The following is a 14,462-nucleotide window of genomic DNA, read 5'->3' as shown; positions in this document are numbered from 1 at the left end:
CCTTCTGATTCGAAGTCTGCTAAAACGTCAAGAATTGCGAATGCCACGCTTTCAGGGTCTTTGAGTCTGTGATCCCATCTGGGGATCACGACAACCACCCGAAAGAATTCAGCAAAAACCCTAATAAAGGTTACTATAAACACGCCCCTCCCGTTATGAAACTTTTTAAACCTATCTTTGCATAGATTTACAGATGAGAGATTATGAAGCGTAGATTGACAATCCTTTATTTTATCATCGTTCTACTAATGAGTGCTATAATAAGCTCTCAAGCTAAAATTGGAGAGGTTAAAAAGGGAACTCAAGACTATTACTTGATTGGTCTGTTCTTTGCTATTTTGATAGTTATTGCAGGGATAATATTAATTCAGATCTTTCTTGAAGTTGGGGATCCCTTTGTCAAAAAAGGCCCAGATTACGAAGTAAATTGGGGGATATTTCTTGCTATGATAGTTGGTTCTATCATAATAGCCCTTCCACTCCTTTATAAGGCGTATAAGACACCCTTGTCAAACATAACCATTAACCAGACAGGGGGGGCCTACCATGTTAATCAGAGTTATAATGTCAGCTTTTATGAGAGATACTTCCAAAACCCGTTAGGTCCATCTGTCGAAGGGAGTATCTATTTATATGCCTTCTTTGGAGTGCTTGTGGCACTTTTGGCTTATGTTGCTGTTAGATTTTATCTTGATTTAAGAGCCGCAAAGGAGAGGAAAAGACTTAAAGAGATCGTAGAGAAATTTGATAAAAAGTTGGAGGAAGAAGGCATAAATTTCCTCGGAGATCCAAATGAGATAGTAATCAAATTGTATAAAAATGCGGTAACATGGCTCAGACTTTTGGGCATCCCTTACAGAGAAAGCTGGACACACTGGGAACATGCTGAGAAGGTGAAGTATAAACATGAGGCCTATGTGAGTCTTGCAAAGCTCTTTGAAAAAGCAAAATATGCACCTGAAAAAGTTACAATGGATGATGCTAGGAAAGCTTATGACCTCTATACGAGAATTAAAGGTGATGTAAATGAGGTTTAACCTTGCAATCATTTTAGCCTTTCCTTTTGTATTAATAGCGTTCTTTGCAGGCTCCTATATGGTTAGATGGGTTGCTGTTTTAATTGCTGGCGTGATTCTTCTTGCATTTGTATTGGAGGAAACTGAGTTCCCATATTTACCTAGAAGAAGAGGAAATGTGAGGAAAAAGAAGACGGATGTTGAGAGGCTCACTGACATCATAAAGATGGCAAGGAAGAGAACAATTGCAAGGCAAATACTCTCTGATGCAATTTTGGAGATATATGAAATTCTTGAGGATAATAGAGAGAAAGCAAAAGCAAGAACTCGAGAGATCTTTACTTCCCTACCTGAAGGGAGTTTTTTAGATACCCTTGAAAATGCCATTAAAAGGGTGGAGGCGGATGTAAATGAAAATAGAAGAAGTTCACGAAAAGGGGAATAAGATTTTAAATGAAGTTGGGAAAGCCATAGTTGGGAAAACGGAAGTCCTGAAATTAATACTTGCTACAATTCTGGCTGATGGACATATACTCATTGAAGACTTGCCAGGCCTGGCAAAGACTCTAATGGCAAAAAGCTTTGCAGCAGCTTTAGGGGTTAACTTCCGAAGAGTCCAGTTCACACCAGATTTGTTGCCGTCAGATATTTTGGGGGTTAGTGTCTTTAACCAGAAGAGCCTTGAATTTGAATTCAAGAAAGGCCCGATATTCACGAATATTCTACTCGCTGATGAGGTTAATAGAGCACCCCCAAAAACTCAATCGGCTCTGCTTGAGGCAATGCAGGAGAGACAGGTAACAATAGAAGGCAAAACCTACTACCTTGAAAAGCCCTTTGTGGTGATAGCAACTCAAAATCCGATAGAGCAGGAGGGAACTTATCCTCTCCCCGAGGCCCAATTAGATAGGTTCTTAGTCAGATTGAGAGTGGGGTACCCCACAAAGGAGGAAGAGGTTGAAATATTAAAGAGAAGAATTGGAAGGAAGAAAGAAGAAGTAGATATAAACCAAGTGAGTTCAGCAGAGGAGATCACGGAGATGCAAAAGGCAATTGAAGAAGTCTATATAAGCGATGCAGTTCTGGATTATATAACTGAAATAGTAAGGGCTACTAGAGAAAACAAGAGAGAAATTGAAGTTGGAGCCTCACCAAGGGGAAGTTTGGCATTGCTTAGGCTTTCGAGAGCTTACGCTGCTTTGGAAGGGAGAGATTATGTAATTCCTGATGACGTAAAGAAAGTAGCCATTCCTGCTTTAAGTCACCGCCTTATCTTGAAGAGAGAGCTTTGGTATACTAGAGTTAGCCAAGAGATGGTTATGGAAAAAATGCTTGAGAAAATACCAGTGCCAAAATTCGAGTGAGGGCCATGAGGGAGTTTTATCCAACAGGAAAGGCACTTCAGCTTTTATTAGCTCTGTGGTTAGGAGTTTTAATGGCATTTTTCACATTAAGGTGGGACATGATTTACTTGACACTCCCTATAATGTGGCTCTTTTTCATTGCAATAGCTTTTTTCAAACCTCGACTTGATGTAGAGATTGAGCGCATTCTCCCTCACGATAGGATTCTCGAGGGGGAGATTATAGAAGTAAAGCTTAAAGTCAAGTCAAAAGAGAGGGTCCCGAGCTTAAAAATAACCGAAGATGTTTCAGAAGAACTTGAAATAGTTGAAGGCAGTAAAGAATTTTTACTCTCGCTAAAAAAAGACGAGGTTAGAGAAGTTTCATATAAAATTAAAGTTCGTAGAGGAGTTCACAAGTTCAACAAAATTAGGATGAGTTACCAAGATCCTTTTGGCTTTTTCAAAAAAGATAAGGAGATTGAATTATATGGTGAACTTATTGGAGTGCCTCTTATTGAGGACATAATAACTCCTTATTCCACAAAGGGAACGAAAATCACCGTCGGTCCATTACCATCTCCCAGAATTGGTGAAGGGGTCGAATTTCACGCAATTAGAGAGTATCAGTCTGGAGATCCATTTAAAATAATTAATTGGAAAGCAACAGCCAAACTTGGCAAGATAATGAGTAACGAATATGAAAGTGAGAGGAAGGTGGACATTGTAATAGTTCTTGATGCAGGTTACCAAGGTGCTGAGGTTATAGACTACTCTGTAAGAGCGGCAGCTTCTCTTATGCTAGACAGTCTCAAAAATGGAACAAGTTTTGGTCTTTTGCTTTCAGAAAGTGTTCCCCTTTGGGCCCGGGTGGACTATGGAAAGAGGCATTTCTTCAAATGTGTTGATCTGTTAAGCACCGCAAAGCCCGGTAAGAACAATCTAATAGCATATCAGGTGGAACACCTCATAAGAACCCGCTTCCCAGCAAATGCTCAAATAATTTATATTTCTCCACTTGTAAGTGAGGAGAGCAGAAAGGCACTAAAGATGATGTATCATTATGGTTACAAGATAATAGTGATTTCTCCAGACCCGTATTCTGCTCTAAAACCAAAAAGCAAGGAAGAAGATCTTGCTATTAAAATCTTAGGCCTCAGAAGAAAGGCTTATCTTAGGAAACTCTCTCCCTATGCATTGGTAATAGACTGGGATGTCACCAAGCCCCTTAAAACAGCTATTTCGGAGGTTATTAGGCTATGAAGATTGGAATAAGATTTTCTCCAATTCCACTCGTCATTATGGCGTTTATTTTACTGGGATATAAAGACCTCCTACCAGTATTAGCATTTGCGCCATTAGCGTTTTTCTCATATTTCTTTGGTACCTTATTTCTTATAGCTCTTATGGGGTTCTTAGTATACTACAAAGTAGGGGGTATTGAGGGCCTGTTTTTGGTGGTATTAGGACTTATTTTCATTGAATCTGCGTACTTGGATAGAGAAAAGGCCCCAAGGGAACACTACTTAATAGTTACTGTAGCATCTCTTCTGGCAATTCCGACATACATTTTAATAGGGGGACTTTCGGCGGTCATGCCCAAGTTTGAGGTGACGGCCATTGCGGTACTTGTATTGATCTCTCTATACCTGTTCTCTAGGATGGTGACGAGCGACTAGACTTCAATACTCCAGCTTCCCTTCTTCTTCAAGACTTCTCTTGCCCTTAGCAACCCCTGGTTTATGCATTCTTCTATAGGTTTTTCTTTTACGTAATAGGCCAAAAAACCTCCAGCAAAGGCATCTCCAGCTCCAGTAGGGTCAACTATCTCGCTGATTGGCAAAGCTTCAAACTTCATGAACTTTTCTCCATTGTAGAAGAGAACTCCTTTCTCTCCTAAGGTGATTATTGTTAGATTCGCACCCCATTCATACAATATCTTGGCGGCCTTTTTGAGATCCTTTTCTCCGGTAATTGTTCTCGTTTCTCTTTCATTTGGGAAAATTATCTCGGCCCTTGAGATTATTTCTTTCATAATGTCTCTCTTTGTCTTATAGTCTTCCATATAAGTTGGGTTGAAGTCGAGGCTAATTCTCTTTCTTTTTAGGCGGTTTATTGCTTTGAGTTGCTCTTCGGGAGGTATTGGGGAAATGTGAAAAATCTTTGCATTTAGGTATTCCTCAGGGATTTCTGTTTCTCCCATTTTTTGGGCCACTCCCATGTCCACTGGAGCATCGACACTCCCATCTTCGTGATAGATCATGTAGATGTGTATGGTATTCCCATCAAGAATATGAACTCCTTTTATATCCACTATTTCGGAGAGCCTATTTAACCACTCTTTTGGAAAATCTCTGCCAACTTTTGTTACTAATCCAACTTTGGCCCCACTTAAAGCAGCGGAAGTTGCCACGGCAGTTGCCGCTCCTCCGGGAAGAATGATTTCTCTTTTATCCGGGAATATTACATGATCAATGGCCACATGTCCTAATACTACTAAGTCCATGATTACCCTCTCTGAGGTATTTATGAGGGATTTATTAAGGTTGCTTTGGGGCCCGTTTTATGTACCCTCTTGGACCGTTTACATATTTTTGGTGCCAGAGTTTAAGGGCTTCTGCTACAGGTATCTCACTTAAATGCAAAGCATCTTCTAGTTTTTCCTGTTTTCTTCTCGATGTGAATCCAATTTCCTCTGCAAATTTCCGAACATGGCTTAAGCGATATATCCAGAGAACGTACATGTCGACATTATACTTGTACTCCATGCCCCGAATCACAATGGGACTGCCTTTTTTGTGGGTTTGAACTAAGCGAGTGGAAATTCCAAACTTTTCTAAGAGAACTCTTTCAGTAAAATTGAGGAGTTCCAAATCTGAATTTGCAAGTGCTACCTGAACTCGGAAGTGATTTTTGGCACTAATTACGGGAAATCCCTCGCTATCAAATAGGCCTTGTAAGAATTCTCGAGGATATTCCCATGCCACATTGAATAGTTGGTCTCTGGGGCCTTTTAAAAATTGGAAGAGCATCTTATTGCTTCCTTCTGCATACCATCTGTCTACACGTGTGGAATCATGTTCAAGCCCGAAGGTAGTTTTAATATCTAGACACTCTAATGCGTTTTTGAATCTCTCTACAAATTCTCTATCAATTGCTTTCAACTTTATTATATACCTTCCATTTTTCAGTTTGGTCGTGCTTCCATCACCAAGAAAAACTCCGATTACATAAGCCAAACTTGGTGAAGGTTCAAGAGAGATTTCCTTTATTTTGTTGAATGGATTGTGGAGGCCTTTACACCAACGCATAATCGTTGGCCTAGAAACTTTAACGTTAAACTCTTCTCCAATAATTGATGCTATTTGGGAGTAGCTAATGCCTTGATCCCTCAGCTCTTTAGCTCGTTGCATTACTTTATGCAACTCCCAAATATTTAATTCTTTTAAACTTTTCATAGTAAAAATACCAACATAAATAGTTTTAAATTTTTTGTGGACAAAATAATTTCTTAAGAAGGCTTTGAGTCCAGAAACGTGCAAAAATGTTCATCAATGTATAAAAATGTACATAATAGCGGGGGGCCGATTTGAACGGCCGACCTCCGGGTTATGAGCCCGGCGGGCACTCCTAGCTGCCCCACCCCGCTGCACGACCCGATATCTATTAATAGGAAGTCGATTTATAAATGTTGCGGTTTCTTTTTAAGTTATTTAATTCCGCTTCTAGATAATGGCATTTTTGCGCAACTGTTATCTATAAGGTGTTAAAACACAAAAATCCTAAGATATTGCCCTAAACACCCCCCTGAACGAACTGGGAGTCGGGATAAAGGAATAAATGGAGAGGGCTCACGGAGAGAAAACTCCAGCGAACACTATCCATGCCAGGAGGGTCTTTGCGACCAAACTCAAAATTATGTAAACCTTCTCGCCGTAAAGGTAGCCCTTCCACTTCCCGACGCGTTTATACTGCAGGTACATGTTTAGTGGGAAGATGTTGAACAGAATGAAGTAAATGAAGAATATTAGGTATACGAACGTTGGGGGCTTTGTTTCGGCCGTTGAGATGGCGGCGAAGAAATAGGCGAACAGGACTATCCAAGGAACTATCCCAGATATCCAGCCAATTAGGAAGGGTGACCAGTTGGTCTTCTCAGTGTATTGGTTGATGAGCTCCATCAGGTAGCCGAGGAGCATCGTCACCGCGTTGAGCGCGAATATCATCACCAGCGACCATATGTCTAGGACACCAATGAAGATGGCAATCAGAACTATCATCACGGAGCTGGAGAATGTGTATTCGTACCAGCGGTAGGGATTCATACCTTTCTTGAGGTTCTCGACGTACTTATCGAACTTAGGACCAGCTATTATGAAGTGGGCAGCAGCTGACATCAACGGGAAGAGAGCCACTAGCACGCCGAGGTACTTCAGGGTAAAGACCACCTGCGGGTTGGGATAAATTTTGAAGATCAATTCCCCGCCGTCCCTTATGACCTCGTACTTTAGGTAGAAAGTGTAAATTGGACGCTCCCATTCCAACAGAAAGCCTAAGGCCAGCATTGCGACACCAGTTATGGTGTGCAAAATACCTGCTATAATGTTCATACGCCTCAGGCGCTTAAAAACAGCTTCCTCTTCAGAGTTCACAAACATCACTAATTAGTAAAATAATGTATTGGAATATTTAAGCATTTTGACCGGAGTTGGGAAACCATTGGGATATTTTCAAGGTTTCAAAGCAAAAATTCCGAAAATAAGGAACCAGGAAGAGATGCACAGGTCAGCTATGTAGCCATTACAATTTGAAAACCCTTTAAAACCTCCACTTCTAATCTTATTCTGGTGGTAGGATGTACCTTACAAAAGAGGAAGAGCTAATACTTGCCGGTGAATATGGCTATGCATTGCAAAAAGCCATGGAAATTCTCGTTGCCCTTGGGGAGATCTACGGGGCTGATAGGCTTATCCCTATCAAAAGTGCTCAAGTTGCTGGAGTTTCTTATAAAAACATAGGTGATGCTGGAATAGAGTTTTTGAGGGATTTTGTCAATTCTGGGGCAAAAGTTAGTGTCTATACAACCCTCAACCCGGCTGGTATAGGAGATGAATTCTTCATGGAAAAGCAGAGGGAAATTCTTGAGCTATATAAAGCCATGGGAATAGAGATTACTTCCACGTGCACTCCATACTACGGTGCAAACCTTCCAAAGTTTGGCGACCATATAGCATGGAGCGAGAGCTCCGCGGTTATCTTTGCGAACTCCATAATTGGAGCCAGAACCAACAGGGAAGGGGGGCCCTCAAGTCTGGCAGCTGCAATTGTTGGCAAAACTCCAAATTATGGTCTTCACCTTGAGGAAAACAGAAAGGCAACGGTTATTGTTGAGGTAAACGCAAAGCTTAAGGACTTTGCAGACTACAGCTTCCTGGGCTACTACCTCGGCAAAGCTCTAAAGAACGACATACCCTACTTCAAAAACCTCAAGCCCGAAAAGACGGACTACCTTAAGGAGCTTGGTGCTTCGATGGCTGCAACTGGCTCAATAGCCCTCTATCACGTTGAAGGGGAAACTCCGGAATACAGACACGCCATAGCGGATAAGCTTGAGAAAATTGAGGTAGATGAGAGAGAGCTGGAAGAGGTCAGAGAGAAGTTCAACGCAGAGTGGGGAGAGATAGATGCAATAGTAATAGGCTGTCCCCATGCTTCGATTCAGGAGGTAAAAGAGGTTGCCGAGATTTTGAAGATGAGGGGGAAGCCCTTAAAGGTTCCGCTTTTAATAACTGCAAGCAGGGCTGTGAAGGCTCTCTCAGATGTTTTGGGCTACACTGACGTCATAGAGCGCTACAACGGGAAAATAATAGCCGACAGCTGTTTAATAGTCTCCCCGGTTGAAAAGTGGTATAGGGGAATAGCCACAAACAGCGGAAAGGCGAGCTTTTACTTCTCCTCCGCCGGGCTAAAGGTGAGGCTTGAGAATACGGAGAAACTGCTCCTTGAGGCTCCGTGAGGTGGGATTATGAAGCTCAAGGGAAGAAAAATCACCAAGGGAAAGGCGAGAGGTGTGGCCCTGGTCTCCAAAAAGCCGCTCTCCTTTTTGGGTGGCGTTGATCCGAAGACCGGGATTGTGAAGGACGTTGAAAGCGACATAAGGGGAGAGAGCATAAAAGACAAAATTCTTGTGTTTCCAAGGGGCAAGGGCTCGACTGTCGGCTCTTATGTCCTTTACCAGCTGAAGAAAAACGGTGTTGCGCCTAAGGCGATAATAGTCGAGGAGGCAGAGACGATTGTAGCAACGGGAGCTATTATAGCCGAAATCCCCATGGTGGACAAGGTGGACATAAGCAAAATCAAGAGCGGTCAGGTCGTTGAGGTCGATGCGGACGAGGGGGAAGTTGTCATAGAGGAATAGTTTTTAAGCTCCTTTCCCTATTTTCTTTAGTGGTGGAGAAAATGGCAAAGGGTATTTACGAGTGCGTGAGCTGTGGTTATAGGGAGGTCAGGGAGTCTAATGCAGCCATCATTGAGAATTCTTGCCCCAAATGTGGTTCCGACATGGTTCTTGTTGGATTTGAGATTGAGCCCGTTGAGGAGGCTGAGGAGTCGCTTATAGAGCCGCTTGTGGAAAAACTCAGCGAGTTTTATTCTCTGGGTGAGATGCAGGTTAAAGGAGACGTCATAGCTTTTGAGGTTCTGGAAATAAAGGAAACAAATTTTGAAAGGGTTCTTAAGGAGCTTGAGAAGCTTGGTTACTGGGCGGCGTTGAAAAAGAGGGAAGGAAAGGTAGTTCTCTTTGTCTTTCCGGCACAGCCTGCGAAAGAGGAAAACCCCTTCATAGGGATCGGGCTATTCATTGCAACCCTTTTGAGCACGCTCTTTGCTGGATACTGGCTTTCGACCTCGTATATAGCCTTCCTTGAGCAGTATAACCTCCCGGGAATAAGGAACGTATACCTCAATGCTATAGCCTTTTCAGTAAGCGTCCTTGCCATCCTTGGCACCCACGAGATGGGGCATAAAATAGCCGCTACCCTTCACGGCGTAAAGTCAACTTTTCCTTACTTCATCCCCTTTCCGAACATTCTCGGCACACTGGGAGCTGTTATAAGGGTTAAGTCCCCCATACCCACGAGAAATGCTGCCATCGACCTTGGCGCGAGCGGGCCGATAGCGGGTTTTGTCGTTGCAATCCCAGTCCTCCTCATAGGATTAAAACTCTCCCCCATGTTGCCGATTTCTGCCGTAGCTGAAGAGGGGGGAATAGCATTTGGTCAGAGCCTTATAATGCTCATTCTCGAAAAATATCTCTTTAGAATCCCCGAAGATTACGTTATCTACCTCCACCCGGTGGCGATAGCGGGGTGGGTCGGAATCCTCGTGACCTTCCTGAACCTAATCCCAGCTGCCCAGCTTGACGGCGGGCATATAGCGAGGGCTTTCCTTGGAGAAAAGCTCCACTCGATTTTGACCTTTGGCCTGGGGTTGGCTATGATTGGCATGAGCGTCTTCTGGGCTGGATGGCTTCTCTGGGGCTTTGTCATACTCCTGATGGGGAGGATAGGAAACCCCGGTGCGCTGGACGAAGTAAGCCCCATTTCACCTAAACGAGTAGTTCTGGCTTTGGTAGTGCTTGCAATATTCATCCTCTCGGCAACGCCAGTGCCCATAAGCGTTGTTCAGTAAAAAGAGCTGTGGTTTCATCTTCATTTTTTCTCTTTTGAAAGTTCCTCTGTTTAGGGGGAAGAGTAGTCCGTCCAATTTTTAGCAAAAGGTTATAAAGATTTTGCTAATTTTGGACAAATCAACGCCAAGAACTTTCATATTTGGATGCTAGGATCGTTTGCTGGCTTCAGCTAACTCCATGAATTCCTCCGGTGTGTAAACTTTTTCGTACCATGCAAAATCCTTTTTGTTGTAAGTTATTACCGGAGCGTTGAGCTTTAGCGCCAGTGAACCTATCATGTAGTCTCTCGCGTTTTTTCTAAAGTCCCATCTTCCCCAGACGGCTTTCACGGTTTCTACGGCACATTCTTTGTCAAACGCCATAACTTCAATCCCTATGCTGTGCAAGAGTGCATCAACTGCACTTCTGCCTTCCTCAATGCTTCCCATCTTTTTGGACTGGTGGTAGAGGTACTCGGCATAGCTTACGGAACTTATTATCGGAGAGTGCGGAGAGTCCTTTAACCAGAGCAGGAACTTCCAGTTGTGGAAAACGTTTGTATCAAGGACTACCTTCATTTGTGATCCTCCGTGAACATTTTGCCCAGCCCTTCTCTCATCTCTTCTATGCTTTCCTCGATGTCCCTTGATAGTTCAGCCATCTCTTTAACGAAATCCTCAAGACGTTTTATCACATAGCCCTCTTTTGTCTTGATGAACACTACCTCGTCTCCAGCCTTAATCCCAAGCCTCTCTCTCACTTCCTTGGGAATCGTTACTTGGTATTTCTTTGTTACAGTTGGCATTGGGATCACCTATATGGTATTACATCTATTGGACTATTAATACTTTTCCCATTTGGCTTTTTCTTTAACTCAAGTCTGTCCCTTTAGGGTGGGGAGGAGGTCATCCTACAGGGATAATGATTTCAAAAGAAACACTTGGGTTTTGAAAAAGCTGTTAAAAGCTCTAATCTTTTTCCTTCAAAATCTGCTCTATGTCGTTGTAGATTGAATCCCTCGAAACGCTGAATAGCCTCGCTATCTCGGAGATGTTCAAAACCTTTGGATTCCAACCAAAGAGCTCGAGGGCTTTTCTCAGGATTGCCCTCCTTTCTTCAATGCTCAGGTTCTCAAAGCTCTCCCTTTCCTTGGGTATGTTCACGACCGCTATTGCAACAGCATATTTTTTTCGGGTTATGGGCATTGTGTAGGTTCCGAAGGTGAAGTCAACTATTTGGGCATTCTTTATCTTTTCTCTCATCTTCTCTTGCAGCCTTTCGAGGACGTCCTTGCCTGATGAGTACTCAGCTATTATCATCTTCTCATGGTTTTTGTCTGGCTCTATGCTTAGGCTTATTCTAACACTCATGAAGGCACCGAAGGAGAGTTCTATCTTGGCTTTATCTATTTTTCCCGGGATTTTCTCTAAGTCCTCGGCTTTTTCTCTAAGCTCCTTTAAACAGCCTTCAATGCTCGATGACTCGCACTCTATGAAGACCAGCATCGCTATCCCCATTTTTGATTATCTCATAGGCAGAATTGGGGAGAAAAATATTTATTTTTTTCTAAAGATGAGCAAAACATGAGCCGAAAAGCTCAGGGTTCACTGGAGTACCTCTTTATGGTTGCTGCGGCATTGATAATAATCCTCGTTGCGGTGAGCCATATCAGCAGTTCCGGAGGTCGAGTTGCCCAGCAGAGTGATATTGCCTCTTTACAGAGCCAAGCTGAGCTTGCAAAATCCCAGCTAGAAGTGAAAGACCTCTGGAACGATGGATACTGCTTTTACATTCTCTCGGAGAGTTATTCCAAGGACAAAGTTGGCTCCGAATACGGCATAAGCATAAAGGACAAGGGCTCAAATGGGAAGTGTGATAAGAGTGACAAGATTATCTACTACCTCGACTACAGAAATGCAAGATACAAAGATGAGATCAAAGCCCTCTATGGGGACGATAGGTATAAGCTGAAAACCCTGAAAGAGCTGTATGACCTCTGCCTAGCAAACGATGAAAACGCTTGTAAGGTAATAATCACCCTCGACGAGTCGTTGTGGATTCCTCAATAGTTTGGATTGCATCAAGACCTGCAATTTTGCGGTAATAATAAGCATAATTGCGGGGAAAGGTATTTATATGTCTTTGGCTTAATTTATGTTCGAAGATATCCTTTCGGGGGTGTTTGGGAAATGATAAACCTGAAGAAATTGTTTAGAAGGAAGAAAGGTCAGGGTGCGCTGGAGTATCTCTTCATGATTGCAGCAGCGCTGATAATAATATTTGTTGTTGTGAGGTATATAACTGGGGCTGGCCAAGAAGCGACAGGACAGATTGACCTTACAATATTACAAAACAAAGCAGAACTTGCAAAATCTTCAATGGAAGCCAGAGGATGGAATTTAGATAGCTACACCTTAGTTACAATAAAGAAAAATGAGAACAAATTCGAGATTGATAGTAATGGTGATAATACGGCAGATATAACTGTTAGCTATGCAAAAAGTGACTATAAGGATGACATAAATCAGTTAACTGAGGCTGATTACCAGGGAAAAACTATCAAGGAACTCTATGATATGTGCTCAGCTGGAGATGTGGGTGCATGTAAGATAATGGCTGCTCTTGGAGGTAGCTGATATTTTAGTTTAACTTTAGTTTAACTTTTCTCTTTTTTGGGTGATTTTTATGAAAAAAGCTCAAGGTTCTCTTGAGTATTCTGCAATGGTTGCCCTTGCCCTTGTAATAATATTGATTACTGTTTTCTGGTTTGGAGAAGGTGTTGTTCCGAAGGCTATAAAGTCTACGGAGCAAAATCAACTTTTGGCTTATCAAGACAATGTGGAAACTAAAGTGCAGTACCTAAAAACAAGCGAGAAGTGGGACACCCTCAAAACCCAAATCATCTCCTGCTCGAACGGGCAGTGTGAGTTCAACGGAGAGACAAAGGAAATAGACGACTCCACCTTTACATACTCGGATACCCTTGAAAACGCCTACAACAAGTGCATCTACGAGAACGACTTGGACTCTTGCAAAGCGATAGTTTACGTTTTGGGCGATTAGTCTTGGAGGAGCTCCACAACTTCTTTTGTGTCTAGAACCTAGATCGTTTTGAGAATTCTTTTGAGTCCTGCTGAAGAGCCGATAACCTAAATATTGGCTTTTTCCAAACGATCTAATGGTCTACATTTCGCCAACCTTAACCATCTAATGGAAAAATTTATCAATATTAAATGCAATAACCAAAATTGGGTGATAGCATGGGAACACATGTTCAGACTGAGGTTAATGGTGAAACTCACGATATTCTCAAAATGCTTGCCATCCTGAGAGGCAAAAGTCTAAAGGAAATAGCGAGGGAGGCTTTGGAAGAATACGCAAAGAAGCACAAAAAAGAGGTTGAAAAGCTAATCCAGAAAGATCCGATTTGGGACACCATAGGGGTTCTGGAGCTTGAAGAGGATGCAAGCGAGCGGGAAGACTGGGGGACGGTAGAATGGCAAAGCGAGTGAAGCCAGAGCTGATTTACATGGACACGAGTGCAATGATAGCGTTAGCCAGCAAAACAGATAAGAATCACAAAAAAGCAAGAGAATTTTTTGAAAAATCTATTAGGGGCGGCATAAAGTTCGTTGTTGGCAGACCCGTACTGGTGGAGTTCCTCAATGGAGTTTCAAAGAGGGTTAACAAGAAGACCGCAGTTCAGCTCTATAAAAGCTACACCAATAGCAGGGTTATAGTCATTGAAAAAGAAACAGAGGAAGACTGGGAAAAGGCCTGGAGAATATTTGAGCAGTATGAAGACCAGAACGGCATGGATGTTATAGATTGCTTGAGCTTTGCGATAATGGAGAGGTTAAAGATTAGAGAAGCCTTTACCTTCGACAAAGACTTTGAGACGTATGGGTTCAAAAGGGCGGTGTAGCTCTAAATTCTCACTTTTGCTTTCACTCCTTCTCGCATTCGCAGGGATTCTTCCCGCAGTAGGGGCATACGCCGGGATACTTCTTCTTTGCGGCATCTTCAACATCAATGCCGGCTATGTTGGCCAAGCTAACCAGCCACGCTAAAACATCCGCAAACTCCTCTTCCATTGCCTCTCTGTCTCCTTTCCTAAGGGCTTCCGCTAGCTCGCCCACTTCCTCGGTAAACCAGAGGAACGTCTTCTCCAAGCCCCTCTTCTCGTCCCTGTGAAACTGACCTCCTCCCCGCCCTGAAGGGCGAGGGTTCCAACGAGTTAACCCCTCGCCAACGGCGGAAAGGTTTGAGGGGTTTCATTTAGACCCAAGTTAAAGCGGGTCTTCGACCCCTCGGGGAGGGTCTTCCCCCCGTTACCCCTCCTCTGAGCATAAAGGCCGCCCAGATTCGGGGTTATCTTTTCCACAGCCTTCTTTAAAATGTTGAAAGCACCAATCAAATCCGCGTTAAAGTCAAG

General features: G+C 42.9%; 19 protein-coding genes, 1 tRNA gene and 2 pseudogenes. 13 read left to right on the top strand and 9 right to left on the bottom strand.

The window, feature by feature from the left end:
* The first annotated feature begins 248 nt into the window (after positions 1-248).
* Genes THEPK_RS03025 through THEPK_RS03005 form a run of 5 tightly spaced genes read left to right on the top strand, consistent with a single transcriptional unit; the run spans position 249 to position 4,037 of the window.
* Positions 249-1,037 carry a DUF4129 domain-containing protein gene (locus THEPK_RS03025; RefSeq protein ID WP_232194510.1) on the top strand — a complete coding sequence of 263 codons (789 nt, stop codon included), beginning with the start codon at positions 249-251 and terminating at the stop codon, positions 1,035-1,037.
* Positions 1,027-1,461, top strand: a complete 435-nt coding sequence (locus tag THEPK_RS03020) for a hypothetical protein (protein WP_042698193.1) — start codon at positions 1,027-1,029, stop codon at positions 1,459-1,461. Before THEPK_RS03025 ends, THEPK_RS03020 begins: the two co-directional genes overlap by 11 nt.
* Positions 1,427-2,380, top strand: coding sequence for an AAA family ATPase (locus THEPK_RS03015; protein ID WP_042698186.1), 954 nt, complete (start codon positions 1,427-1,429; stop codon positions 2,378-2,380). Before THEPK_RS03020 ends, THEPK_RS03015 begins: the two co-directional genes overlap by 35 nt.
* 5 nt (positions 2,381-2,385) lie before the next feature.
* On the top strand, positions 2,386-3,621 hold the full coding sequence (locus THEPK_RS03010; RefSeq protein ID WP_042698183.1) for a DUF58 domain-containing protein: 1,236 nt from the start codon (positions 2,386-2,388) through the stop codon (positions 3,619-3,621).
* Positions 3,618-4,037 (top strand): hypothetical protein, encoded by a 420-nt coding sequence (locus THEPK_RS03005; protein WP_042698180.1) that lies wholly within the window; start codon positions 3,618-3,620, stop codon positions 4,035-4,037. Before THEPK_RS03010 ends, THEPK_RS03005 begins: the two co-directional genes overlap by 4 nt.
* Here the strand turns inward: THEPK_RS03005 and THEPK_RS03000 are convergent.
* The 4 genes from THEPK_RS03000 to heR form a co-directional block, all read right to left on the bottom strand.
* Entirely contained in the window at positions 4,034-4,864 is an 831-nt protein-coding gene (locus THEPK_RS03000) for a carbohydrate kinase family protein (RefSeq protein ID WP_042698177.1), read from the bottom strand. The genes THEPK_RS03005 and THEPK_RS03000 overlap by 4 nt on opposite strands.
* 34 nt (positions 4,865-4,898) lie before the next feature.
* Positions 4,899-5,816, bottom strand: a complete 918-nt coding sequence (locus tag THEPK_RS02995) for an LAGLIDADG family homing endonuclease (protein WP_042700483.1) — start codon at positions 5,814-5,816, stop codon at positions 4,899-4,901.
* A gap of 116 nt (positions 5,817-5,932) precedes the next feature.
* Positions 5,933-6,007: transfer RNA gene (locus THEPK_RS02990), tRNA-Met, on the bottom strand.
* A gap of 202 nt (positions 6,008-6,209) precedes the next feature.
* Positions 6,210-7,010: a heliorhodopsin HeR gene (gene heR, locus THEPK_RS02985; protein ID WP_232194509.1), complete on the bottom strand. Its 801-nt coding sequence runs from the start codon at positions 7,008-7,010 to the stop codon at positions 6,210-6,212.
* Positions 7,011-7,213: 203 nt separating this feature from the next.
* Between heR and THEPK_RS02980 the strand changes: the two genes are divergently transcribed.
* Genes THEPK_RS02980 through THEPK_RS02970 form a run of 3 tightly spaced genes read left to right on the top strand, consistent with a single transcriptional unit; the run spans position 7,214 to position 10,047 of the window.
* Positions 7,214-8,374 carry an aconitase X catalytic domain-containing protein gene (locus THEPK_RS02980; RefSeq protein ID WP_042698172.1) on the top strand — a complete coding sequence of 387 codons (1,161 nt, stop codon included), beginning with the start codon at positions 7,214-7,216 and terminating at the stop codon, positions 8,372-8,374.
* A gap of 9 nt (positions 8,375-8,383) precedes the next feature.
* Complete coding sequence (locus tag THEPK_RS02975; protein ID WP_042698169.1) at positions 8,384-8,776, top strand: DUF126 domain-containing protein; 393 nt, start codon at positions 8,384-8,386, stop codon at positions 8,774-8,776.
* 41 nt (positions 8,777-8,817) lie between these two features.
* Positions 8,818-10,047: a site-2 protease family protein gene (locus THEPK_RS02970; protein ID WP_042698166.1), complete on the top strand. Its 1,230-nt coding sequence runs from the start codon at positions 8,818-8,820 to the stop codon at positions 10,045-10,047.
* Between the two features lie 147 nt (positions 10,048-10,194).
* Here THEPK_RS02970 and THEPK_RS02965 read toward each other — a convergent pair whose 3' ends face one another.
* The 3 genes from THEPK_RS02965 to THEPK_RS02955 form a co-directional block, all read right to left on the bottom strand.
* The gene (locus THEPK_RS02965; protein ID WP_042698164.1) at positions 10,195-10,605 is read right to left on the bottom strand and encodes a type II toxin-antitoxin system VapC family toxin; all 411 of its coding nucleotides are present in this window, start codon (positions 10,603-10,605) and stop codon (positions 10,195-10,197) included.
* Positions 10,602-10,832 (bottom strand): AbrB/MazE/SpoVT family DNA-binding domain-containing protein, encoded by a 231-nt coding sequence (locus THEPK_RS02960; protein ID WP_004069965.1) that lies wholly within the window; start codon positions 10,830-10,832, stop codon positions 10,602-10,604. The genes THEPK_RS02965 and THEPK_RS02960 overlap by 4 nt, the downstream gene beginning before the upstream one ends.
* A gap of 163 nt (positions 10,833-10,995) precedes the next feature.
* A complete protein-coding gene (locus tag THEPK_RS02955) occupies positions 10,996-11,544 on the bottom strand; it encodes a hypothetical protein (RefSeq protein ID WP_232194508.1) in 549 nt (182 codons plus the stop codon).
* Positions 11,545-11,610: 66 nt separating this feature from the next.
* On the opposite strand from THEPK_RS02955, the gene THEPK_RS02950 reads away from it, so the two are divergent.
* The 5 genes from THEPK_RS02950 (at position 11,611) to THEPK_RS02930 (ending at position 13,952) form a co-directional block, all read left to right on the top strand.
* On the top strand, positions 11,611-12,096 hold the full coding sequence (locus THEPK_RS02950) for a class III signal peptide-containing protein (protein ID WP_042698154.1): 486 nt from the start codon (positions 11,611-11,613) through the stop codon (positions 12,094-12,096).
* A 120-nt stretch (positions 12,097-12,216) separates the two neighbouring features.
* Positions 12,217-12,663: a class III signal peptide-containing protein gene (locus tag THEPK_RS13725; protein ID WP_042698151.1), complete on the top strand. Its 447-nt coding sequence runs from the start codon at positions 12,217-12,219 to the stop codon at positions 12,661-12,663.
* A 49-nt stretch (positions 12,664-12,712) separates the two neighbouring features.
* The gene (locus THEPK_RS02940; protein WP_042698148.1) at positions 12,713-13,090 is read left to right on the top strand and encodes a class III signal peptide-containing protein; all 378 of its coding nucleotides are present in this window, start codon (positions 12,713-12,715) and stop codon (positions 13,088-13,090) included.
* Between the two features lie 185 nt (positions 13,091-13,275).
* A complete protein-coding gene (locus THEPK_RS02935) occupies positions 13,276-13,539 on the top strand; it encodes a hypothetical protein (protein ID WP_232194507.1) in 264 nt (87 codons plus the stop codon).
* Positions 13,524-13,952 (top strand): type II toxin-antitoxin system VapC family toxin, encoded by a 429-nt coding sequence (locus THEPK_RS02930; RefSeq protein ID WP_042698143.1) that lies wholly within the window; start codon positions 13,524-13,526, stop codon positions 13,950-13,952. The genes THEPK_RS02935 and THEPK_RS02930 overlap by 16 nt, the downstream gene beginning before the upstream one ends.
* A gap of 22 nt (positions 13,953-13,974) precedes the next feature.
* On the opposite strand, the pseudogene THEPK_RS02925 reads toward THEPK_RS02930, so the two are convergent.
* A pseudogene (locus tag THEPK_RS02925) lies at positions 13,975-14,223 on the bottom strand (MazG nucleotide pyrophosphohydrolase domain-containing protein); the annotation flags it as partial.
* Between the two features lie 41 nt (positions 14,224-14,264).
* Positions 14,265-14,462, bottom strand: a pseudogene (locus THEPK_RS02920) (RNA-guided endonuclease InsQ/TnpB family protein); the annotation flags it as partial.

Origin of the sequence: Thermococcus sp. PK, from assembly GCF_000430485.1 — an archaeon.
Taxonomy (GTDB): domain Archaea; phylum Methanobacteriota_B; class Thermococci; order Thermococcales; family Thermococcaceae; genus Thermococcus_A; species Thermococcus_A bergensis.
This window is presented reverse-complemented; position numbering and strand designations above follow the sequence as displayed.